The sequence below is a fragment of the Chryseobacterium sp. C2(2020) genome, assembly GCF_014218915.1.
Taxonomy (GTDB): Bacteria; Bacteroidota; Bacteroidia; order Flavobacteriales; family Weeksellaceae; genus Chryseobacterium; species Chryseobacterium mucoviscidosis.
Map to the genome: position 1 here is coordinate 1 of NZ_JACLCT010000020.1, position 23,408 is coordinate 23,408.

General features: G+C 34.9%; 24 protein-coding genes. 5 read left to right on the top strand and 19 right to left on the bottom strand.

Features of this window, described 5'->3' with window-relative positions:
* Window positions 1-225: 225 nt before the first annotated feature.
* The 11 genes from H6W52_RS12425 to pdxA form a co-directional block, all read right to left on the bottom strand.
* The gene (locus H6W52_RS12425) at window positions 226-1,011 is read right to left on the bottom strand and encodes a DUF4422 domain-containing protein (RefSeq protein WP_116100169.1); all 786 of its coding nucleotides are present in this window, start codon (window positions 1,009-1,011) and stop codon (window positions 226-228) included.
* A complete protein-coding gene (gene glf, locus H6W52_RS12430) occupies window positions 1,001-2,107 on the bottom strand; it encodes a UDP-galactopyranose mutase (protein ID WP_185216730.1) in 1,107 nt (368 codons plus the stop codon). The genes H6W52_RS12425 and glf overlap by 11 nt, the downstream gene beginning before the upstream one ends.
* Window positions 2,097-3,113, bottom strand: a complete 1,017-nt coding sequence (locus H6W52_RS12435) for a hypothetical protein (protein WP_116098642.1) — start codon at window positions 3,111-3,113, stop codon at window positions 2,097-2,099. The genes glf and H6W52_RS12435 overlap by 11 nt, the downstream gene beginning before the upstream one ends.
* A 1-nt stretch (window position 3,114) precedes the next feature.
* A complete protein-coding gene (locus tag H6W52_RS12440) occupies window positions 3,115-4,218 on the bottom strand; it encodes a hypothetical protein (RefSeq protein ID WP_185216732.1) in 1,104 nt (367 codons plus the stop codon).
* Complete coding sequence (locus H6W52_RS12445; protein WP_116098644.1) at window positions 4,145-4,942, bottom strand: DUF5672 family protein; 798 nt, start codon at window positions 4,940-4,942, stop codon at window positions 4,145-4,147. The genes H6W52_RS12440 and H6W52_RS12445 overlap by 74 nt, the downstream gene beginning before the upstream one ends.
* Before the next feature lie 7 nt (window positions 4,943-4,949).
* Window positions 4,950-6,191 (bottom strand): ornithine--oxo-acid transaminase, encoded by a 1,242-nt coding sequence (gene rocD / locus H6W52_RS12450; protein ID WP_116098645.1) that lies wholly within the window; start codon window positions 6,189-6,191, stop codon window positions 4,950-4,952.
* Window positions 6,192-6,418: 227 nt separating this feature from the next.
* A complete protein-coding gene (gene accC, locus H6W52_RS12455) occupies window positions 6,419-7,774 on the bottom strand; it encodes an acetyl-CoA carboxylase biotin carboxylase subunit (RefSeq protein WP_076390579.1) in 1,356 nt (451 codons plus the stop codon).
* A 93-nt stretch (window positions 7,775-7,867) separates the two neighbouring features.
* The gene (gene accB, locus H6W52_RS12460) at window positions 7,868-8,353 is read right to left on the bottom strand and encodes an acetyl-CoA carboxylase biotin carboxyl carrier protein (protein WP_116098646.1); all 486 of its coding nucleotides are present in this window, start codon (window positions 8,351-8,353) and stop codon (window positions 7,868-7,870) included.
* A 127-nt stretch (window positions 8,354-8,480) separates the two neighbouring features.
* Complete coding sequence (gene rpmF, locus H6W52_RS12465) at window positions 8,481-8,684, bottom strand: 50S ribosomal protein L32 (RefSeq protein WP_076390581.1); 204 nt, start codon at window positions 8,682-8,684, stop codon at window positions 8,481-8,483.
* 59 nt (window positions 8,685-8,743) lie between these two features.
* The gene (locus tag H6W52_RS12470; RefSeq protein WP_116098647.1) at window positions 8,744-9,274 is read right to left on the bottom strand and encodes a YceD family protein; all 531 of its coding nucleotides are present in this window, start codon (window positions 9,272-9,274) and stop codon (window positions 8,744-8,746) included.
* 84 nt (window positions 9,275-9,358) lie between these two features.
* Window positions 9,359-10,450, bottom strand: coding sequence for a 4-hydroxythreonine-4-phosphate dehydrogenase PdxA (pdxA, locus tag H6W52_RS12475; protein WP_116098648.1), 1,092 nt, complete (start codon window positions 10,448-10,450; stop codon window positions 9,359-9,361).
* A 49-nt stretch (window positions 10,451-10,499) separates the two neighbouring features.
* On the opposite strand from pdxA, the gene H6W52_RS12480 reads away from it, so the two are divergent.
* From H6W52_RS12480 to H6W52_RS12490, 3 genes are read left to right on the top strand one after another with little or no spacing between them, the layout of a single operon-like run.
* The gene (locus H6W52_RS12480) at window positions 10,500-11,084 is read left to right on the top strand and encodes a riboflavin synthase (protein ID WP_116098649.1); all 585 of its coding nucleotides are present in this window, start codon (window positions 10,500-10,502) and stop codon (window positions 11,082-11,084) included.
* 3 nt (window positions 11,085-11,087) lie between these two features.
* Window positions 11,088-12,542, top strand: a complete 1,455-nt coding sequence (locus H6W52_RS12485) for a sensor histidine kinase (protein WP_116098650.1) — start codon at window positions 11,088-11,090, stop codon at window positions 12,540-12,542.
* Window positions 12,542-13,255, top strand: coding sequence for a tRNA1(Val) (adenine(37)-N6)-methyltransferase (locus H6W52_RS12490; RefSeq protein WP_241277929.1), 714 nt, complete (start codon window positions 12,542-12,544; stop codon window positions 13,253-13,255). The genes H6W52_RS12485 and H6W52_RS12490 overlap by 1 nt, the downstream gene beginning before the upstream one ends.
* 84 nt (window positions 13,256-13,339) lie before the next feature.
* Here the strand turns inward: H6W52_RS12490 and H6W52_RS12495 are convergent, their stop codons facing one another.
* Both H6W52_RS12495 and rpmH read right to left on the bottom strand, forming a co-directional pair.
* Window positions 13,340-14,050 carry a cell division ATP-binding protein FtsE gene (locus H6W52_RS12495; RefSeq protein WP_076390587.1) on the bottom strand — a complete coding sequence of 237 codons (711 nt, stop codon included), beginning with the start codon at window positions 14,048-14,050 and terminating at the stop codon, window positions 13,340-13,342.
* 153 nt (window positions 14,051-14,203) lie between these two features.
* Window positions 14,204-14,362, bottom strand: a complete 159-nt coding sequence (gene rpmH / locus H6W52_RS12500) for a 50S ribosomal protein L34 (protein WP_007843334.1) — start codon at window positions 14,360-14,362, stop codon at window positions 14,204-14,206.
* Window positions 14,363-14,598: 236 nt separating this feature from the next.
* Here rpmH and H6W52_RS12505 point away from each other — a divergent pair, with 236 nt between their 5' ends.
* Window positions 14,599-15,606 (top strand): DHH family phosphoesterase, encoded by a 1,008-nt coding sequence (locus H6W52_RS12505; RefSeq protein WP_116098652.1) that lies wholly within the window; start codon window positions 14,599-14,601, stop codon window positions 15,604-15,606.
* 289 nt (window positions 15,607-15,895) lie between these two features.
* Here the strand turns inward: H6W52_RS12505 and H6W52_RS12510 are convergent, their stop codons facing one another.
* From H6W52_RS12510 to tilS, 6 genes are all read right to left on the bottom strand, one after another.
* Window positions 15,896-16,690 (bottom strand): patatin-like phospholipase family protein, encoded by a 795-nt coding sequence (locus H6W52_RS12510; protein ID WP_228457573.1) that lies wholly within the window; start codon window positions 16,688-16,690, stop codon window positions 15,896-15,898.
* A gap of 1 nt (window position 16,691) precedes the next feature.
* Window positions 16,692-17,474 (bottom strand): alpha/beta fold hydrolase, encoded by a 783-nt coding sequence (locus H6W52_RS12515; protein ID WP_116098653.1) that lies wholly within the window; start codon window positions 17,472-17,474, stop codon window positions 16,692-16,694.
* Between the two features lie 10 nt (window positions 17,475-17,484).
* On the bottom strand, window positions 17,485-17,994 hold the full coding sequence (locus tag H6W52_RS12520; RefSeq protein ID WP_116098654.1) for a hypothetical protein: 510 nt from the start codon (window positions 17,992-17,994) through the stop codon (window positions 17,485-17,487).
* 64 nt (window positions 17,995-18,058) lie between these two features.
* Window positions 18,059-18,586: a biopolymer transporter ExbD gene (locus tag H6W52_RS12525; RefSeq protein ID WP_116098655.1), complete on the bottom strand. Its 528-nt coding sequence runs from the start codon at window positions 18,584-18,586 to the stop codon at window positions 18,059-18,061.
* Between the two features lie 386 nt (window positions 18,587-18,972).
* Complete coding sequence (locus H6W52_RS12530; protein WP_116098656.1) at window positions 18,973-21,039, bottom strand: protein-disulfide reductase DsbD family protein; 2,067 nt, start codon at window positions 21,037-21,039, stop codon at window positions 18,973-18,975.
* Window positions 21,029-22,372 (bottom strand): tRNA lysidine(34) synthetase TilS, encoded by a 1,344-nt coding sequence (tilS, locus tag H6W52_RS12535; RefSeq protein ID WP_116098657.1) that lies wholly within the window; start codon window positions 22,370-22,372, stop codon window positions 21,029-21,031. Before tilS ends, H6W52_RS12530 begins: the two co-directional genes overlap by 11 nt.
* An 87-nt stretch (window positions 22,373-22,459) precedes the next feature.
* Here tilS and H6W52_RS12540 point away from each other — a divergent pair, with 87 nt between their 5' ends.
* Window positions 22,460-23,293, top strand: coding sequence for an OmpA family protein (locus H6W52_RS12540; RefSeq protein WP_076390601.1), 834 nt, complete (start codon window positions 22,460-22,462; stop codon window positions 23,291-23,293).
* Window positions 23,294-23,408: the final 115 nt, after the last annotated feature.

A 23,408-nucleotide genomic window follows, 5' to 3' on the forward strand; every position in this document is an offset into this window, starting at 1 on the left:
TTTTAGTATTTGTTCAATTCTAAAATATTAATTTTAGACATTAAGCACCTCATGTTTTTCTCCGAATTCACGTTAATTTAAGAAAGAAGGTTGCTTGATAATGATAACTTTTTCTTTTCCAAAGTATGCCGGAATTTAATGAAAATAAAAATCCGTCTCACTTGGTGGTTGTGAGACGGATTCTTTTATTTTTAATTCAAAGTCTTTATAATTAACTGTTGTTCTCTATTCTACAAAAAGAATAGGAAAATGTTTTAACCTGAAATTATTATGTAATATATATAGGGTGAAAAGTCTCTCGGATAAAAAACCTATGACTCTTCTTTGATAAGGATCATCGCTAAAGGTTATTTTTTGCTCTGTTTCAAATAGAATCGTAAAAAGCCAATTGCAGTAATCGTTCATAAGCTCATATCTTGTAATAGACATATTTCCTATGTAAAAATTACTGCCATTTTCAAGGTATTCTGTGATACTTTCGTCATAATCTGGAAATTTTTTCCGAATAATATCCATACAAATATCCCAATCTTCCGGGTTATGATTATGTTTATAATCATTTTCAAGAGAAGTTATAATTCCGTTAATACTGCATATCGCAGGACGTGGAACCAGAAAATCATATTTTTTTAAATGTTTTATTATATTTTTTTCTGTTTTTTTTGTATCAAGAAGTTTATTTAATCTGGAATCATTCTTTTGTACAGACTCAAGAATGTTTTGTGATTCTTTTTTAAACAACTTTTTTTTGTAATTGATATCCAAGTATCTTCGGTAATGCATTAATCCGAAAATAGCCGGACTTTTAAGATTTTTCCAAGCCCAATATAATGCTGTTAATTCATTGAATGTATAATTTTTCTCAGAAATATTATCTAATGTGCTATCTGATAAATACGTTGGGTCAATGGTATAATCATTTACTTTAGCATTTACCTGAATGGGTAAGAATATTTCGTTATTAAGTAACGCTTTTTCTTTATGAGTGGCAACGATTATTTTAGTATTCATTGAATTCCTTTTTAACTTTGGTTAAAGCTGAGCCTACAATCTGGTGCATATCATAGTAACGGAATTCCGCAAGACGTCCTCCAAAAATTACATTTTCTGTATTTTTAGCTAAAGCTTTATATTTTTCAAATTTTTGTTGATTTTCCTCATTGTTGATATGATAATAAGCTTCCTTTCCTATGGTCCAATGATCTGGAAATTCTCTTGTTATTACAGTTTTTTCTTGATTTCCAAATTCAAAATGCTTGTGTTCAATAATTCTCGTGAAAGGATATTCTGCGTCATTATAGTTAATTACTGCATTTCCCTGAAAATTTTCGGTATCAATACTTTCATGCTCAAATCTTAAAGATCTGTATTCTAATGCTCCAAATTGATACTCAAAAAACTCATCGATTTGTCCTGTAAATACAATTTTATTTGCAATACCTTCATAATAATCGCGATTATCAAAAAAATTCACTTCTGTTCTTACTTCAATGTCTTTTAATAAATTATCAATTATTACATTATACCCGCCAATAGGAATTCCCTGATATTTATCATTGAAGTAGTTATTATTGAAGGTAAATCTTACAGGAAGCCTTTTTATGATAAAGCTTGGAAGTTCCGAAGCCTTTCTTCCCCATTGTTTTTCGGTATATTCTTTAATAAGAATATCATAAATATCTTTTCCTACCAAAGAAATTGCTTGCTCTTCTAAATTCTTAGGATCTTCTTTTCCGTATAATTTTCTTTGGCTATTAATTATTTTCAGAGCTTCAGAAGGAGTTTTAGTTCCCCAAAGCTGATAAAAGGTATTCATATTAAACGGAAGGTTATAATACTTACCTTTGGCAAAGGCTATCGGAGAATTTATATAGTTGTTAAATTCAGCAAACTGATTTACATAATCCCATATTTCCTTATCATTTGTATGAAAAATATGCGCTCCGTATTTATGGATATTAATACCGTTTATATTTTCACAATAGATATTGCCTCCTTTATGATTACGTTTATCAATAATCAGACATTTTTTATTTCTTTTCCGGGCTTCATAAGCAAATATACTTCCGAAAAGACCTGCTCCTACTATTAAATAATCATATTTCATTTATTGCGAATATTTCATTTATTTTTTTTTGGAATATAATTTTTTCTTGTAAAAGGTCATGTTTATAATCCACAAAATCTTTTATTTTAGAATCGTAATTAGCAATACAGTCTTTTATTTTTTCAATAATCAAAGGGATGTTTTCCTCAGTCTTATCAAAATGATATTCATCTTTGATGGGGACATCCTGTTTAAAAAAGGCGGAGCCCTCCTTACCTATAATAAGACAGCAATCTAATAAGCATGCCTCTCTGGGCATTTTTTCTCGTCCTGGATGATGGCCAAAATCTACATATACCTTAGCGGATATCATGCAGTCTGCAACTTCATCCAGTGTCATATTAATCATTGGAAGCCAATTGATTTCTGGGGTTAGGTTTCTTATTTTATCAAGAAAATCTTTATTTTTAACAGCATTATATGTAACAATATCTTTTTTCTGGGAAACATAGCTTTTGCCTGTAAGGAACATATCTTCCATATATCCTGAAATTTTGCCTATTGTTTCTATTTTATTTTTTTGTAAAAAATCGACTGAAAAATATGAATGGGCTAAATGATGAATTTTTGCTTTTTTAATATTTTTAATTGTCGGCAGCTTTATTCTTCCTAATAATCTGTATTTTAGTTTTGGCGGATTTTCTTTGAAATTTTCTTCCCAGGCTTTAAGTGAAGTGAAAAAATTAGAAACGCTTAGCCACCAGATTATTTTTTGAATTTTTGAATATTTTTTTTCCCAGATAAATATAGAAAAGGTTTCTGGGAATATCATGATGTTTTGTCTGGAATTTTCTATAGAAAATGTATAGGGAATTTGGTAGTGTTCATATTCCTTGTGTATAGGAGAAGAATTTTTTTCTGCATCGTAATTCAGATAATGCATGAAAACTTTCTTCCCGCTTTGCATTAATGCCAATGCCATCTGATGAAGATCTTCCGGTCCTCCACTTGCATAGTTTGCCGGACAGACTATATAAAAAATACTATTATTAGATATTTTTATCATGTTAAGATTGTAGATTTATTGGTAAATATGGATGAATATCCAAAACGTATTTAAGCCAATTTGTAAAACTATATTTAACTATAATTTCTTTAGGTAGATCAATATAAGGAGTGGATATAAATAATTCAAGACCATCAATATTATCATCTTCAATCACAAAAATATTGTTTGGATTATAAAAATCATATTTTTTTACTAAAGGATTATTTGTGATTAATTTTTTTCTGTAACCTATCGCTTCGAAAGTTCTCATAGAAATACCATAATGGATATCATTGGCAAAATCGAGAATGACTTCGGATTGAGACACATTAATAACATTATCTTTAAAGAGCATAGGCTTATCAATTATTGTTATAGGCTCATTAATGAATTTTTTAGCTTTATCCTTGGAATTAGTATTTAAATTTAAGGAAGTTTTAAGCCCCATGTCTTGAAACTTTCTCGCAAGTTTTATAAGTAAATCGATTCGATTTCTCATGTATGTACCTACAAAATATACATCAAATTTTTTATCCCTTAATTTAATATCATCGAAATAAAAATTAGTGAGAGGAAGAAGTCTGGTATTCTTTTCAAGATCATTAACATCAAATACAAAAAAGCGGTCAAAAGAGTCTATTCTTTCATACACCAAAGGGAATCTGTCTAAACCGTCCCATTGATAAGCAGAAATTAAATTCGCTCTTTTCTTTACTTCAGATATAAGCTCAGAACTAAAAAGATCAGGTCTGATTACCAAAGCATAATCATATGATTTTAAATTGTAATTATTAAGAGTTAATATTTGTATCTCTAATTTCCGTTCAGCTTTTTTTCTGTTTTTAAAAGTTTTATCACCTAAAAATATCTTTTTATAAGCATGGATGATTGTATTAAGAATGCCTATTTTTACTTTTACAGTATCAGGAATTACTAATACATTAAATCCAAGCGCTTCTAAATTATCTTTAAATCTTTCAGGAAGACCAAAATGATCGGGAACTGCAATTATTATAGATTTACCTGAAAATTCTTTTTTCATCATATCATTATATTTCAACATTAAATTCTTTAAAAATTTCTCTCCAAAAATTTTTTTCTTTCGTCCACCTGTGACATCCAAAAGGAAGTTTTCCGTGATTTATTTTCAAGGCTTTTTCCTGTTTGTTTTCTATAGAGAACCTACATGCCTGTTTATAATGAGGTTTTAAAAAATTAATGCCGTTTCTTTGAGGTTCTATACTGAAAAATACATCTTCAGCATAAAATTTACCTGAATGTTTAGGATCTAAATAAATCTTAACCACGTTAGGTATTTTTTCAAGTACCTCCAAAAACTTTGCACGTTTTCGTAAAGAAAGCCCTCCGTTTCCGACTTCATTGTATAATAACGACTTATCTTTCTGAAATTTTCCCTTCTTTTTATAATTAATTACTGATTTGGTGTTGACCAAAATTCTCTCTACGACTAATTTTACAATTGGTATCTTCTCAGAACTTCTGATCCAGGGAGCGCCAATATAATCAAAATCTTTATTACACCAATCCAGAAGCTCGTCTTTAAACACGAAACAGTCGGTCTGATAAATCAGTAAATATTTTTCCGAAAAGCTGTTGTAGAAATCTACACTCAGCATAAGACGGTTGTAGCCATGGATGTTTTTAAAGTAAACATCATCAAAAGCCAAAAATCTGGATGTGAACGTTTCATAGTTGCTCACATCCAAACTTTTGGGATGAATAAACGTAATTTTATGATTTTTTAAAACATGGAATGCCTGATTTATCGAAATCAGATCATCTGCATCAGGTGTTTTTTTGTATATCGGAATAATAATTTCTACCAAAACAGGTCTATTCTAAAATAGTTTTCTCAATAATCTTCACGCAATCCAGCAATTGCTCTTCTGTAATCACCAAAGGTGGAGCCAATCGGATGATATTTCCGTGGGTAGGTTTTGCAAGCAGTCCGTTTTCTTTTAACTTCAGACAAAGATTCCATGCGGTGGAACTTTCAGGAGTGTCGTTAATTAAAATAGCATTCAGCAAACCTTTTCCTCTAACCTTTGTGATAAGGTCTGTTTTTTCAATGATTTTTTCAACTTCAGAACGGAATAATTTTCCCAGTTCTTCCGCTCTTTCAGAAAGCTTTTCTTCTTCTACAACATCTAAAGCTGCAACAGCTACTGCACACGCAATCGGATTTCCTCCGAACGTAGAACCATGTTGTCCCGGTTTAATCACATTCATGATCTCATTATCCGCCAAAACTGCTGAAACGGGGTACATTCCGCCGGAAAGAGCCTTTCCTAAAATTAGAATATCGGGTTGTACATCTTCGTGATGACAGGCGATTAATTTTCCTGTTCTTGCAATTCCTGTCTGAACTTCATCGGCAATAAAAAGAACATTATGCTTTTTACACAATTCAGAAGCATTTTTTAAAAATCCTTCATTCGGAACATATACTCCGGCTTCACCCTGAATAGGCTCAACCAAAAATGCCGCAATATTTTCTGCTTCTCTATTTAAAACTTCTTCTAAAGCTTCAAGGTCGTTGTAAGGAATCTTAATAAAACCTGGAGTAAACGGACCGTAATTCTGGTTCGCATCAGGATCATTGGAGAATGAAACAATCGTTGTGGTTCTTCCGTGGAAGTTATTTTCACAAACTACGATTTTTGCAGCATTTTCAGAAATTCCTTTTACTTCGTAGCTCCATTTTCTTGCTAATTTTACTGCTGTTTCCACTGCTTCAGCACCGGAATTCATCGGTAAAACTTTATCAAAACCAAATAGGGTAGTGATCTTTTTTTCGTATTCTCCCAATTTCGAATTGTAAAAAGCTCTTGACGTTAAAGCAAGTTTCTGAGCTTGCTCAACCAATGCTCCTACAATTTTCGGATGAGAATGACCTTGGTTCACAGCAGAATACGCAGAAAGGAAATCGTAGTATTTCTTTCCTTCCACATCCCAGACAAAAACACCTTCTCCCTTATCTAAAACAACCGGAAGAGGGTGGTAGTTATGGGCTCCGTGTCGGTCTTCAAGATCAATGAAATATTGTGAGTCTTTTACTGTTTCTACTGTTGACATAAATTTAGGTTTTGTACAAATTTAAACATTATAATTGATATGAATAAACAGAAATCTTCTACTGAAAAATTTTGTGGGAAAAGTACAATTTAATGATAGAACAGAATGTTTTAGAAATTATTATTCCAATCACTTATCAATTACAGTTTAAATATCTTTTCGTTTTGATTTTTAATAAAAAACCGCCCCAAAAAATGAGGCGGTTCAAATATTTTAGATAATCAATCTTAGTGATTATCATATTTTCTGTCCATTACAAAATCCTCCATGAATTTTGTAGTATAGTTTCCTGAAAGGTAATCCTCATTATCCATCAGTTGTCTGTGGAAAGGAATTGTTGTTTTTACACCCTCGATGTAGAATTCCTCCAGTGCTCTTCTCATTTTTGCAATCGCTTCTTCACGCGTCTGAGCCGTTGTGATTAGTTTTGCAATCATAGAGTCATAGTTGGAAGGAATTGTATATCCTGAATAAACGTGCGTATCCACTCTTACTCCGTGTCCTCCAGGAATATTTAATCCTGTGATTTTCCCCGGAGAAGGTCTGAAATCCATGTAAGGATCTTCCGCATTAATTCTGCACTCAATTGAGTGTAATTTCGGATAATAATTAATTCCTGAAATCGGAGTTCCTGCAGCCAGAAGAATCTGTTCTCTGATCAGGTCATAATCGATAACCTGTTCAGTAATAGGGTGTTCTACCTGAATTCTTGTATTCATTTCCATGAAATAGAAATTTCTGTGCTTGTCTACAAGGAATTCGATAGTTCCCACCCCTTCATATCCAATAAATTCTGCAGCTTTTACAGCCGCTTCTCCCATTTTTTCACGAAGTTCGTCCGTCATGAAAGGAGAAGGAGTTTCTTCCGTAAGTTTCTGATTTCTTCTCTGAACCGAACAGTCTCTTTCAGAAAGGTGACAAGCTTTACCAAACTGGTCTCCCGCAACCTGAATTTCGATATGTCTTGGCTCTTCGATCAGTTTTTCCATGTACATTCCACCATTTCCGAATGCCGCTACAGCTTCCTGAATTGCAGATTCCCAGTGGTCTTTAAGGTCTTCGGCTTTCCAAACGGCTCTCATCCCTTTTCCGCCACCTCCTGCAGTTGCTTTAATCATCACAGGATAACCAATTTCCTCAGCAGTTGTTGCAGCGATTTCATAAGACTCGATCAAACCGTCTGAACCCGGTACGCAAGGTACACCTGCTGCTTTCATGGTTGCCTTAGCATTTGCTTTGTCTCCCATTTTTTCAATTTGCTCAGGAGTCGCACCGATGAATTTAATACCGTTTTTTTGACAGATTCTGGAGAAGTTAGCGTTTTCAGATAAGAAACCGTAACCCGGGTGAATAGCGTCTGCGTTTGTAATTTCCGCAGCAGCAATAATATTAGGAATTTTTAGATAGGAATCTTTACTCATTGCCGGACCGATACAAACCGCTTCATCGGCAAATCTTACGTGAAGACTGTCTTTATCAGCAGTTGAATATACAGCTACAGTCTTGATCCCCATCTCTTTACAAGTACGTAAAATACGCATTGCAATTTCGCCACGATTGGCTATTAATATTTTTTTGAACATCTCTCCGAAATTTTAAATTATAAATTTTGAATTTTAAATTATTTTAAATGAAAAAGCTTCATCTAAAATTTATAATCTGTAATCTAAAATTCCTTAAGATGGATCTACTAAGAATAAAGGTTGATCGTATTCTACAGGAGTTGCATCGTCTACTAAGATTTTAACGATTTTTCCGCTTACCTCAGATTCGATCTGGTTGAATAACTTCATTGCCTCGATAACGCAAACTACTTTTCCGTTAGAAACCTCATCACCAACATTTACGAACACGTCTTTGTCTGGAGATGGCTTTCTGTAGAAAGTTCCGATCATTGGAGACTTAATGGTCACGTATTTGCTGTCGTCGGAAGCAGCTTCTGTACTTGCAGCAGGTGCAGCAGCCGGAGTTGCAGCCGGTGCAGGAGCAGCAGCTACCTGTTGTGGAGCAGTGTGGTAAACCGCAGGTTGAGCGTAAGCAACTTCACTTCCAGCCAATGGAGTTTTAATAGTGATTTCGAAATCTTTAGTTTTGTACTTTACTTCAGAAACTTCTGCCTTAGATACAAACTTAATAAGATTTTGTATGTCTTTAATGTCCATAAAATTGATATTTGATTTTGTTCCAAAGATACCAAAAAAACATAAAAAACAACAAAAAACCGCCAAATTTTATCAAAATTGGGCGGTTTTTGTATTAAAATGAGTGTTTTTCGAGGAAAAGCGACTCTTAGTTTTCTTCAGTAGATGCTACTTCTTTTTCCAATACTACTTTACCTCTGTAGTAAAGTTTTCCTTCATGCCAGTGAGCTCTGTGGTATAGGTGAAGCTCTCCTGTTGTTGCATCTTTAGCTAATTGAGGAACTACAGCTTTGTAGTGAGTTCTTCTCTTATCTCTTCTTGTAGACGACTGTCTTCTCTTTGGATGTGCCATTTTGTAATAACTTTTTTAATTGATGAGCGATGAGATTCATCATCTCATCATTAAACTATTTAATTTTTATTCTTCAAATTTTTTAGTGCGTCCCATCTCGGGTCGCTTTCATGTTCTTCCTCCTCTTCTTCCTGAATTTCTTTCGGGCTGAACTTTTCCAGAATGGCAAGATCATCATCACTTACATTCGGGGAAATCTTTTTCATCGGAATCGAAAGGGCTACGTTTTCGTAAATCAGTTGTGCGATATTAAACGCATGATCTGAAGTCGGGATCGTGATTACATCTTCTTCGCTGTCATCATACTCTTCCCCGAATTTTACCAAAACTTTGATCTGGTTTTCAATAGGATGATCGAAATTTTCATTCGAAATATCACAAACCAGTTCTACCGTTCCGTTTACTTTGATCTCAAATTCTAAAAAAGTAGAATGCTTATCTAATAAAACATTTACTGCTATTTTAGGATTTGTAAATTCCTGTTCAGTGTCAAATAATTGAAAGAACTCTTTATCTATCTCAAACCTGAACTCGTGCTTGCCGGTTTTTAACCCGGAAAAGCTTACGTCATAGTTTCTTAACTTGTCCATAAAATGAGTGTGCAAAAATATGCAATTTTTTTATAATAACAAATAAAATTTCTAACAAATTAATTTAAAATCTTTATTAAAGATTTATCCTTCAGTTTCATCCGGCAGATCTTCGTCTATTCCGTTATCTACTGCCATTTTTCTTGGCTGCAGACGATTGTTCATCAGATCGTTGTATTCCGTTCTGTTCCTGAAAATTTTAATGGCAGTGAAAATTGCTTCTGTAAAACTCTGTGGATCGGCAACATTTTTTCCGGCAATATCATAAGCCGTTCCATGATCCGGAGATGTTCTGATGAATGGAAGTCCTGCCGTATAATTTACCCCTTCTTCATAAGCCAGAGTTTTGAAAGGAGCCAGTCCCTGATCGTGATACATGGCTAAAACAGCATCGAAACTTTTATATTTTCCGGGCTGGAAAAAACTGTCTGCCGGGAAAGGTCCGAAAGCCAGAACTCCATTATCAGAAAGTTCTTTAATTGCCGGAGCAATAACTTCAATTTCTTCTTTTCCGATTACTCCGCCGTCTCCAGCGTGAGGATTTAAGCCCAGAACAGCAATTTTAGGTCGGGTAATATTAAAATCTTCAATCAGCGTCTGGTTTAAAACCCGGATCTGTTTTTTTATCTTTTCCTTGGAAATATTCTCTGCAACCTGTGCAATAGGAATATGATGTGTTGAAACCGCTACTTTAAGATCTTCCGTTACCAGAAACATCAATCCTTTTTTATTGAATTTCTCTTCAAAATATCCTGTGTGACCAGCGTGTTTAAAGCCCATTTTCACCATTTCATCTTTGTTGATCGGTGCCGTAACCAAAACATCGATTTCCCCTTTCAGTAGAGCTTCAGTAGCCGCTTCCAGAGAATCGATCGCCATTTTGGTGGATTCTTCAGTAGGTGTTCCCAGTTCTACCATCGAATTTTCCTTCACCAGATTCACCATGTTCAGTTTTGCTGCCTGAGCCTGCGAAGCTTCGGTGATGTAGTTAAAATTTAAATTTAACTTAAAAATATTTTTCTGATAGGTAAATAATTTTCCCGAACCAAAAATTACAGGGGTGAAAAAATCCGTAATGGTTTTGTCTGCAAGAGATTTCATGATGATTTCGGGACCGATGCCGTTGAAATCTCCAATTGAAATTCCTACTCGTACTTTATGGTTTTTTGGGCTCATTTTGATTATCTTTGAACATTATAATTTTACAAATTTAGCAAAAAATAATATGTTCACAGGAATTATTGAAGCAGTTGGAGTAATTGAGAAGATCGAAGAAAACGGAAGCAATATAGATTTTACCTTAACATGTCCGTTTACCAATGAATTGAAAATCGACCAGAGTCTTGCACACAACGGTTGTTGTCTTACCGTTATAAAAATCGAAGGAGACCGTTATGTGGTAACCGCCATCAATGAAACTTTAGAAAAAACAAATCTTGGAAAATGGCAGGAGGGAACCGTGGTGAATCTTGAGCGTTGCATGAAAATGGACGGAAGACTCGACGGACATATTGTTCAGGGGCATGTTGATAAAACAGGTGAAGTGGTAAATATCGAAAATAAAGACGGAAGTTATTTTATTACCATGAAGTATGAAGATAACGGAAATTTTGTAACCGTTCCACAGGGTTCAATTACGGTGAATGGGATCAGTTTAACGGTGGCGAAAAGTGAGGATACGCAGTTTTCTGTAGCGATCATTCCGTATACATGGGAATTCACAAATATGAAATATTTAAAAATTGGAGATAAAGTTAATCTGGAATTTGATATAATTGGTAAGTATATTGCTAGGTTAATTAAAAAATAGCGGATGTCAATTAATATATATAAAGGATATAGCTTAAGGAACCGTGTGTTCTTCGGTTTCTTATTGGTTTGTCTTTTAAGTGTTGTCGCTTCTTCGCTGGTTCCATACTTTGTTTTAAAGGAAAATTACGAAAAACAAAGTGAGATTGATATGCAGAATAAGACGGATACTGTGATGAGCTATCTGGATTATGAACTGAGCAGGACACGTGTAAAAACGAGAGATCTTCCTGAGCTTCTGGATAATAAAATATATGAGATAGCCGATATTAACAAACATCCTGTTGTTGTTTATGATTTAAAGGGAAATTATCTTCTTTCCAGTGTGGAAGGAAATTCGGAGTATAAAAAACCTGTTCCTTTAAATATTCTCAACCGTATTTTAGCAACCAAAGCAAGGGTTGATATTAAAGGGTATGATGCTACCAAAGATGCAGTTCTTACGTCCTCATATTTATTGTTGAGAAATAATGATTTAGAACCTATAGGGATCGTATACATTCCGCTTTATCATGATGAAGCTGCATATTTTGATGTCTTAAATGTTTATGTAAAATATATTGTTCTTGTAGATGTTCTATTGATTTTATTCAGTGTGTGGTTTAGCTGGGTGATGTCTAATAATCTGGCAAAAAATATTACGAAATTCTCGGATATGATTACGCGCATTACATTGTTTGAAAATGAAATGCGTCCGATCCGTTACTATAAAAACGACGAACTGAATGCTTTGGCAAGAGCTTATAATAGAATGATTCTCCAGATTCAGGATCAGAAGGAAAGACTTCGTTTTAAAGCTTCGGAAGAAGCGTGGAGAGAAATGGCAAAACAGGTTGCGCATGAGGTAAAAAATCCTTTAACCCCCATGAAACTGACCATCCAGAATTTTGAAAGAAAATTTGATCCCGAAGATCCGAATATCAGAGAAAGAGTAAAGCAGATGAGCAAGACTATGGTCGATCAGATCGATTTGATTGCTACCGTAGCTTCTGCATTCTCGGAATTTGCCAAACTTCCTGAAAAAAACAATGAAATCATCAATCTGAACACTGAGGTGGAAGATATTCTCCGTGTTTTTAATGATGACAGTATTTTCATGCATTCCAATAAAAGCAATATCATGATCAATATGGACAGGATTTATCTGTCCAGAATCATTACCAATCTTGTGACGAATGCAAGACAGGCAGAAAGCGATGAAAGAAAATTAATCATCAATGTAGATCTGGAACAGCATCAGAGACGTGTAATGATCTCTGTTCAGGATAACGGAATCGGAATTCCTGAAAATATTTATGAAAGGATTTTTGAACCAAATTTCACTTCAAAAAACAGCGGAATGGGACTTGGTCTTTCCATGGTAAGAAAAATGGTGGAAGATTACAAAGGAGAAATTACCGTAAAATCCGAAGTCGGAAAAGGATCGACTTTTACCATCACATTACCGACAAATTTATAGTGAAACCTTTTACATTCAGGCAATTTGAAATTCAGCAGTCTAAAAACGTTTTCCGAGTGGGAACAGATGGTGTTTTGCTGGGTGCTTTAGCTGATGTTGATAACGCTTCTAAAGTACTGGAAGTCGGAACAGGAACCGGATTAATTTCGATGATGTTGGCGCAGAGAAATCAGAAGGCGCAATTTTTGGGAATCGACATCAATGAAGAAGCGGCACATCTCACTAAACTTAATTTTGAAAATTCACCTTTCGCTTTACGATTAAAGAATATTCAGCAGGACTTTAAATATTTCGAATCCGAAGAAAAATTTGATCTGATTGTTTCCAACCCGCCGTATTTTGAAGTTTCCGGCTCAGAAAAGGATAAAATTGCAAGGCAGACTGTGGAATTAAATTTTCGGCAGCTCATTTCAAAATCGTCTTCTTTGCTAAGAAAAGAGGGAATTCTTTCATTCATTATTCCTGTTGAAGCCGGAAATGATTTTATTCAGATTGCAAGTGAAAATCAGTTGTTTTTAGTTAAAAAAATCAATATTAAAGGCATTGAAAACTCAAAAACAAAAAGATTGATTCTTGAATTTTCTTTAAACGAGCGATCTTATGAAGAACTCGAATTTACCATAGAAAAAAGTCCGAGACAATACTCGGACCAATATCTTGAACTCACCAAAGAGTTTCATGTTTTCAAAAATAAGAACATTATAAACCATTAAGCAATTGTTAAGGAATTAAGAATATTAAGTACTGTTCCACTTTAAAAGAAACTTAACTTCTTAAATGTCTTTAATGGTTAAATTTTACTCAAATAATTCCGCTGTATCAAGTACGGAAACTTTTCCGTCTTCACATCTTATGGCTTCACCCGGAAAATTCTGGATCATATGATAATCGTGTGTTGCCATAACAACAGCCGCTCCGTTTTCAAGCGCAACCTGCTTTAGTAAAGTCATGATTTCATTGGACGTTTCAGGGTCAAGGTTTCCTGTAGGCTCATCCGCAAGAATAAGATCCGGATGATTGAGAAGCGCTCTCGCGATAGCAACACGCTGTTGTTCTCCTCCTGAAAGTTCGTGCGGCATTTTGTGCTTCTTACTTTTCATGTTTACACTGCCAAGAACTTCGTTAATGCGGTCTTCCATTTTTGTCTTATCGCTCCATCCTGTTGCTTCGAGTACGAATTTCAGGTTTTTTTCAACCGTTCTGTCAGAAAGCAACTGGAAATCCTGAAAAACAATTCCTAATTTTCTTCTCAGGTTCGGAACGTCTGAAGCTCTCAGTTTGGCAAGGTCAAAACCTACCACTGCGCCGTGTCCGGAAGCCAAAGGAATATGCCCGTACAAAGTTTTCAGCAGGGAACTTTTTCCGGAACCTGTTTTCCCGATAAGATAGCAGAATCTTCCTTTTTTGATGTTCAGATTCACATCAGAAAGAACCGTGAAGTTTTTTTGGGCAATCTTCGCGTGCTGTAAGCTGATGATATTGTCTCCGGCGATATTTGTATGTGGCATAATTCAGTTTTAAAGTACTTTTTCTTAAAATTTTTTCAGATTTTAAAAATAGGAAAAAGAAGAATAAATAACCTAAATTTTGGGAAAATTTAACAACAAAAAATGCCTGAAAAACTACTTTTCAAGCATGATTTGTATATGATAATAAAAAGATTATCTCTTAGCGCGTGAAGCACTTACAGTTAAACTCTTTCTGCCTTTAGCTCTTCTCGCAGCCAAAACTCTTCTTCCATTTGGCGTAGACATTCTTTCTCTGAAACCGTGTTTGTTTCTTCTTTTTCTTTCTGATGGCTGGAATGTTCTTTTACTCATTACTATATGTTTAAATCGTAATTATCTATTAATTTTCAGGTTGCAAAGATATGGAATTTTTTAAAAGTTGCAAACTTTACAAATCTTTTTTTAAAAAAATTACACTGTTTTTTCATGTATTCTTTGCAAATGCCGATGGGATGCGTACTTTCCCGATATTCAAAAATAATGCACAATGATTTGTTTAAAAGCTCTATCTTTGGAAACTCAAATTTAAAGAAAAAATAAACATCATGATGTTTACACCAGCAGAACTTTTAGAAATCAACAAGTTACTTACTCCGGAACATAAAATTGTAATTCTTACCCATTATAATCCGGATGGCGATGCTATTGGTTCCAGCCTTGGTTTAAAACATTATCTGAAAGCAAAAGGAATTCATGCAGAGGTAATCGTTCCGAACGATTTTCCTAAGTTTCTGAAATGGATGCCGGAAGCAAAAAAAGTGCTGATTGCAGATTACAAAAGAAAAGTAGCTTCTGATCTTATTTATGAAGCAGATGTTATTTTCTGTCTGGATTTCAATGCGCCTTCCAGAATCGGAATTTTAGGAGACTGGCTTACGAATTCCAGAGCGAAAAAGATTCTTATCGACCATCATCAGCAGCCTGAGAAATTTGATTTTGTTTATTCCGATACCGTAATTCCTGCGACCTGTCAGATGGTTTATCATTTCATAGAAGCGATGAATGATGAAAATCTTGTGAATAACGATATTGCAGAATGTCTTTATACCGGAATTATGACGGATACAGGAGGTTTCAGATTCCGTTCTACAAGTGCAACCACGCACAGAATTATTGCCAATCTCATCGAACACGGAGCGGATCCTGCAATGATTACTTCCAATACATGGGATACGAATACGGTTTCTCGTCTTCATTTATTAGCCCTGATTTTAGGAAGAATAGAAGTGGTAAAAGACGGAAAAGTGGCTGTTCTTTATTTAACAAGGGAAGAGCTGAAAGAATATGGCTTCCAGAAAGGTGATACAGAAGGTTTCGTTAATTACGGTCTGAGTATTTTAGGCGTAAAAATGGCAGCGTTCTTTATGGAAGATCTGTATGAAGATTTTATTAAAATTTCTTTCAGAAGTAAGGATGATATGGATGTGAATCAGTTCTCAAGAAAATATTTCAATGGAGGAGGTCACATTAATGCAGCCGGAGGAAAATCTTACGAATCTTTGCAGGGAACTATTGAAACATTCAAAGGGAAAATAGAAGGAGAGGAGAGTTTGTAAGTTTGATTTAGGTTTAGGCTGAGATTGAGGTTAAGTTTAAGGTTTAGCCTAAGAAAGCTCTGCGTATATTTTCATTCAGAAAGAAATAAAAACGGATGAAGAATCTGAATTTTATTGATTTTAATCCCTGAAAATAATCAACGCAGAATTTAAATTGCTTTTAAAGAGATGGCTTCGTCGTTCGAATTAAGTTCGCAGACCTTCGGTCTGTCCGCAATAACACTCACTCACATTCTAAAAACTCTCAACGCTATAACTCTAAAACTCCAAAACCCTCAAACCCTCAACTCTAACCCCTCGAATATCCCTTTTCCTCAAGCTCTTTACAAGTGTATTCATAAACTTCCTGAAACATAATATCTAAGAATTTTTTGTTAAAAAGACTGAATTTCGTCATCTTCGGCGGATCCAGAAAAATATCGCAGGTCTTGGCTTTGGAATATACAGATTTTGCGATGGCCAAGTGTAAAATCCGGTCAAATTCCTTCATTAAGCTCATTTTTTCCAGACTATCGTAGCTGATGGAATTGACGTGGGAAGCAATAAGGAAATCGCATTTGTCTACAATCGGTTCAATCGGTAGATTGTCTAAAACACCGCCGTCTACATAAATCTTTTCGCCAATTTTTACTGGAGGCAAAACAAAAGGAACGCTTGAAGAAGCCAATAACGGGATGAAAAGTTCACCTTCCGAGAAAAAATCTACAATTCCGTGCGTCATTTCAGTGGCGGCAACATACAAAGGAATTTTTAAAATGTTAAAATTATCTTCCGGAAAATGATCGGTGAAAAGTTTCAGAATAAATTTAGAACTGAAAATTCCGTTTTTGGAGAGTTTAAGATAAGACCTCGAAAAAAAAGTAGTCTGTTTTACGATTTCCATCATTTCATCCGGAGATTTCCCGAAAGAATAAAACGCTCCTACAATAGATCCTGCACTCGTGCCAGAAATAATGTCCGGTTTCAGATCGTACTCTTCCAAAGCCTTTAAAACCGCAATGTGAGCAATTCCGCGCATTCCTCCACCTGAAAGAGTCAGACCGATGACGGGTTTCTTTTTTTTGAAAGAGAAAAAATCCAGCATACTAAAAGACCAAATGTTTCGGCATATTGTGAAGAAGCTCTGTATTGATGATCTCTGCGCAGATTTTTGGCTTTTCCCAATGTCCGTTGTGTCCGCAATCAAGAATGTAGGATTTAATGTTGGTACGGTCGGGAAGATGCTTAATCATGGTTTCGGTTTTTACCGCGTTGTCGTGTTTTCCGGCAAGAACCAAAATTTTTGCCTCAAGATTTTCCATGATATGCTTTTTGTCAGTTCGTTCCACCATTCCTTTTACAGATGCCAAAGCTCCGAGATTATTGGTAGAAAGGGCAACTTCCAGTGCGGTTTCTATTTTTCCTTCCAGAATGTCTTTTTCATTGGGATTAAACAGATTCGGAACTCCTGCTCTCGCGTAATGCGCGAAAGCATCTTTGATGATGCGGTAACTTTTGATGCGCTGTTCTTTTTTTTCATCATCATCCGGAAAATACGTGGAGAAAAATAAAGTTAAACTTTTCAGGTATTCAGGATGTTTTTCTGCGAAAGCCAGAGAAACATACCCTCCCATCGAATGTCCGAGTAAGTGAATTTTGGTTATATTTTCATGATCCAAAACTTTTTTTACCTCTTCCGCCATCAGTTCCATCGTCTGAACTTCCGCAATGATTTCAGATTGTCCATGACCGGGAAGATCAATTTTTAACAATGAAAAATTGTCGGAAAGATGAGGCTGCATATCGCTCCAGATAGAAAGATTTTCCATGAAGCCGTGAATCAGAACCAAAGTTTCTTTTCCGTTTCCTTTTCTCTCGAAGTTTAACATATTTCAGTAATTAAAAGTGAATGTCAATATATTCAACAAATCCCGAACCATTTACCATATCCTGAAGTCGGTATGTTTTTCCTCCGTCCTTTGACATGAAAGTTTTTGTTCCTTTTCTGGTATAAGGTTTTCCGTTGTCGTTTGCTGAAATACTTTCTGTAATTTCTCCTGTAAAATTCATGTGTTTGTCTGAAACAACCGCCATAAATCCTTTTATTTCGACGGTGTTTTTTCCGGAGCTGATATTTCCTGAAACGTCGTAATGGTCTCTTTCGCCATCAATTTTTTTGAAATTTACAGAACCCGAATTTTTAATTGAATTATGAGTGAATTTGTGAGACCCGCTGAAATCTTTAAAATGATTTTTGGATTTTATGCTGTCGTTGATTTTTGTTCTCGCAGCGTTAATAGAATCGATGATTTTTGTACTGTCGGTCTTATCGGAAGTAGAAGTTGCTTCTTTTTTGGAGCATGAAACAATAAAAGCTGCTAAAACAACTGCGGTTAAAAAGTTTTTCATTAATGAATAAATTATACTCAAAAGTAAATAAAAAAAAGAGCATTTTAAAAATGCCCTTCTTATTTTATTTGATTAATTCTTCGTAAACTTTCTTTTCCCAAGGTTTAATGTCGGTAACTCCATATCTTTCTTTTTTCGAAATAGCGATGTTGTCCAAAACATCTACAAAGTTTTTATAGTTTGCGTCGTCTGTTGGTTCCACGATAATAGTGAAATTTTCCTTATTGGGAGCATTATTGTAGGCTTCCGAAATAATTTTAGTGATATTAATTCCACTGAAATTTGTTTCTTTTAAATTACTTATATTTAATCCTTCTTTAAAGCTTTGATGATAAAATACTCTGTTATCTTTTCCTAAAATAAAGGTAACCTGATTTAAAGGTTTTATTACGGGTTTGTGCGTTGGGTCTGGATGTGGATCTTTAGCAGGCAGTCCTAAATCCATCACATTAGGTTTTGTAAAATTCGTGGTAAACATAAAAAAGGTGATGAGTAAAAATCCTAAATCTACCATTGGAGTCATGTCAACTCGGATCAGTTTTTTTCTTTGTTTGCTTCCTCCCTGCTTCTCTTGTGCAATAACTTCAGCCATAATTAATAGTTTTTAAAATGTTAAACAATTTTCAATAAAGGGTGTTGTATCTCTATTTTTGTTTTGGAATCAATACAAAGTTTATACCTAAATTTTAAAAATGGTATTAATTTAACATTTTTACTATGTGTTTTCATTTAAATCTTTTAAAATCAATATATTAAAAAAATAACGGTTTCTAAAGCTTAAGAATTTATTAAGCAAAAGTTTCTGCTATCATTTGCTGAACGAAGTGCCCTTGCGAACCAAAAATAAAAAGCATAGCTATATTAAATCTTGTGATCGTTGCGTTTAAATGAAACTCGCCCAAATTAGATTATTAAAAAAAGTATTAAAAAAGCCTCACCAGAAAAACTGATAAGGCTGATTTATGAGAATTGAATATATTATTTATTCTGTTTATAATAATTTACACCACATTCAAGGAATTTTTTGAATTTTTCTTTCTCCATATATCCTGAAACCGGGGTGTTGATTACTTTTCCGTCCGGCGTTAATAAAACGTAATGCGGCTGGGAATTATTATTAAAATTCACCTGCTGGAAAAGACTCCATCGGTCACCGATGGTTTTTACTTTTTTCACCTGTCCGTCACCAAGATCGATTTTTGTTTTCTGATCTTCAGGAAGTTCTTCTTTATCATCCACATAAAGAGAAGCCAGAACCACATCGTTTTGAAGGATCGGTAAAATATCCGGTTCGCTCCACACAAATTCTTCCATTTTTCGGCAGTTTTCACATCCGTAACCCGTGAAGTCAATTAAGATCGGTTTGCCTTCTTTTTTCGCTAATTCAATAGCGGTAAAGAAATCATGTTCAGGATGCATTCCCAGAATTCCGTCTTTTTCATCATGGAAATAACTAACATTTAACGGAGGTAAAATTCCGCTTAATAATTGCAGTTTTGGACGGTCGGAAGGAATGAATCCTTGAACCAGATACACCACAAAACCAATTCCTAAAACCCCTAAAATTTTTCTGGTAACAGAAATTTTAGGTTTCTTGTCATCATGCGGAAATTTGATTAATCCAAACAAATAAATGGCTAAACCAATGGCTATAACGATCCAGATTCCGATGAAAAGCTCTCTTTTAATGAAGAATGTTTTAGAAACCAAATCTGCTTTGGATAAGAATTTTAAAGCAAGAGCCAGTTCCACGAATCCCAAAACAACTTTTACGGTATTCATCCAGCCTCCAGATTTCGGAAGACTTTGCAGCGCCTGCGGAAATAAAGCCAGCAAACCGAAAACGATTGCCCAAGCCAAACCAAATCCGGCCAAAGCAAAAGTTAGCAGCATCGGAACATTTGCAGAACCTGTAATCGCGCTTCCCAATAAACTTCCCAAAATAGGACCTGTACAGGAGAAAGAAACGATAACCAGCGTTAAAGCCATGAAGAAAATTCCGATAATTCCTCCCGCTTCTTCCGCTTTTGAAGATTTATTGGCAATAGAACTTGGCAAAGTAATATCATAATAGCCGAAGAAACTTCCTGCAAAGAAAATAAAGATGATGAAGAACACAATATTCAGCCATACATTGGTTGAAATTTTGTTGAACACATTTCCTGAAATTCCATCAATTAAATGGAAAGGAACGCTCAGTAAAACAAAGATCAAAAGAATGAAAAACCCATAGATCAAAGCATCTCTTTTTCCTTTTGCCGGATTTTTATTTCCTTTGGTAAAGAAAGAAACCGTTAAAGGAATCATCGGGAAAACGCATGGCGTTAACAAGGCAATTAAACCTCCGATAAATCCTAATAAAAGATACGTCCAGTAGTTTTCGCTGATTTTTGATGATCCTGTTCCGCAATCCGTTAATGGTTTCTGGAAATTAATGGATTCTATTTTTAAATTTTTAGGATCAAGTTTTTGGGTTTCTGCAGTTGGAACAGCAGGTTGAACAACATTACCCAACGTATCCACAACAGGCTGTAAAGAATCTTTTGCCGTTGTTTTTTCATCGGTTTTTACTTCCTCAGTCGCACCTTTTGGCGTAACCTGTTTGTTGAATTCCAATGTGTTCGGAGCAAGACAGACTCTGTCGTCACAAGTCTGATACGTAATTTCAGCAACAACGTCTCCCGGTTTTGTTCCGTCTTTCAGCTTAAATTTCTGCTTGAAACCTGCGGTATTGGAATAGAAAATAATTTTTCCGCCGAAAGCCTCAGAAAATTCTTCATGCTTTTTACCCACTTCGGTAAATTTCCCGATCAGCTCAATATTCTTTCCCGAAACTTTATAATCGGTAGGAATTCCCGTATCTTCCGGAATGTCTTTCGAGTAAATATGCCAACCGCTTTCCATCGTGGCATTCAGGACGGCTTCATATTGATTGTCGCCTAGTTCATTGATGGTAAATTTAAATTTTACAGGATTTTTGATTTGTGCATTAACTCCTGCTGCTAAAAACATCAGAACTAATAAAAACCAGTTTTTAAATTTCATTTTTACTTTTTATTAAAATTTTGAGAATATTCTGGGTATTCTCATTCTTAGAATTTCTTCTGTCCTGCCGGAAAGGAACAATTCCGAGTACGGAATCTTCGCCATCGGTAAGAAGCCAGATTTTTTGCCTTGCTAAAATAGATATTTTTTCGTCTCTAAAAAATTTAGAAACTTTCTTTTTCCCCGAAAATCCTGCCGGAAAAAATTCGTCACCGTCTTTCTGCCTTCTTAAACGCAGCGGGAAACAAAGTTTTTCTGCATCAAATTCCCAGTTCAAAAGGTTATTGATTTGCTCAATTTCAATGATATTTTCGAGATTAACGGTAATCTGGTTTTCAGAAAGATCAAAATTTTCCATCAGAAGAATTTCATCATTACTGTGTTTTTCAAACTTCCATTTTCCATCTTCCGTCTTTTTGCTTAAAATCAGTTCATCATAATTGACGATCAGCAGATAATCTTTTGAAAAAAAAGAACTTCCGTTTTCAGCTTTAAAAATTTTCGGAATTTCTTCTTCCTGATTAAAACCATACTTTTTAAGGATCTCAAATTTCACAAAATCACTTTCTTCATTCAGCTTATCTTTGGATAAAACTGTATATTCTCTGTTACAAACCGAAATCCTGTTTTCTATTTCCTGAATCTGCTGCTGAACAAAATCTTTGGTCTGGTTTAAATAAGAAGAGCTTTTTTTGAAATTTTCCAGAAAATGATCGTTGGTTTCCAGAAGTTTCGGAACAATTTCGTTTCTAATTTTATTTCTTAAATAATCATTTTTCTTATTAGACAGATCTTCACGGTATTCAATATTATTTTCTTCTGCGAATTCGTAGATTTCTTCTTTTGTGAAATTTAAAAGAGGTCTTAAAATGTGATTGTCGTTTGCCGGAATTCCGCTAAGACCATTAATTCCGGCTGCTTTCGAAAGATTGATGATGAAAGTTTCCAGTTGATCGTTCAGATGATGCGCGGTGACTAAAAATTCCAGATTTTCTTCTCTTTGAATATTTCTGAAAAATTCATACCGCAGTTCTCTTGCCCAAAGCTGGATAGAATGTTCCGGCTTCTGGTCTTTTTCTGAAACTTTGTATAAATGAAATTTAATATGGTTTTTCTCACAAAAATCCGCCACCGTTTTCTGATCCAGATCCGAATCTTCTCCACGAAGTTTATAATTGATGTGGGCAATCTGAAAATGAATGCCTAAGTCCTTAAAACAGTGTGCTAAAACCATAGAATCTGCACCACCGCTCACCGCAAGAAGATAGCTTCGGTTTTCGGGGGAATCAACAATGTTTTTAAGCTGATTTTGGAAGTTGTCTATGTTCAGCATGGATGTCCGAAATTTCTTTTATGCAAAGATAATTCATATAATTAAAATGAATTTCGTTACCTTTGGTTCGTCTAAAAATGATTATTTATGAAAATTTTTAAAATTTTAGCAGTATCTGCAATGGTGTTGGGAATGACATCTTGTATCAGCAAAAAGCAGTATGATGCATTGAGCTCAAATTACAAGCAATGTATTGAAAACGTAGGTGAAAGACAGAGAGAAATTCAGGAACTGAAGTCTCAGAATTCAGCTTTAACAAGTGAAAATAATTTATTGAAAAGTCAGCATGATGCTTTGAAATCTTCATTGGATGCGTGTCTTTCGAATTCAGGGAAAAGCTCCGCCAATATCGACAAGCTGGTTGGAGAAATCAATTCTTCAAACTCTTATATCAAACAGCTTATCTCAAGCAATGCGAAAAACGACAGCTTGAATTTAGCATTATCAAACAAACTGAAAAGATCGTTGGATAACGTAGCAGACAGCGATGTTCAGGTAAAAGTGCTGAAAGGAGTGGTAATGATCTCTCTTTCAGACAAAATGTTGTACAAAACAGGAGATTACAACGTATTACCTGCCGCTCAGGAAGTGTTAGGAAAAGTAGCTAAAGTAATTAACGATTACGATAAATATTCTGTTCTTATCGAAGGAAATACAGATAACGCTCCTTTAAGCTCTCCGAATTTACCAAAAGACAACTGGGATCTTTCTGCTTTAAGAGGAACAGCGGTTGCTAAAGTTCTTCAGACTCAGTTTGGAGTAGATCCTGCAAGAATTACAGCAGGTGGACGTTCCGAATACAATCCTAAAGCGACTAACATGAGCGTTTCAGGAAGAGCGGAAAACAGAAGAACGGAGATCATCATTATGCCTAAACTTGATGAGTTTATGAAATTAATGGATATTGCGCCAAAGAAATAATTTACAATCAACATTCAGTCAATACAAAACAAATCCCGAAGCAATTCGGGATTTGTTGTTTGTGATTAATCAAATTAGTTCTTCTTTTTTCAGCAAAGAAATAATTTTTTGAAAA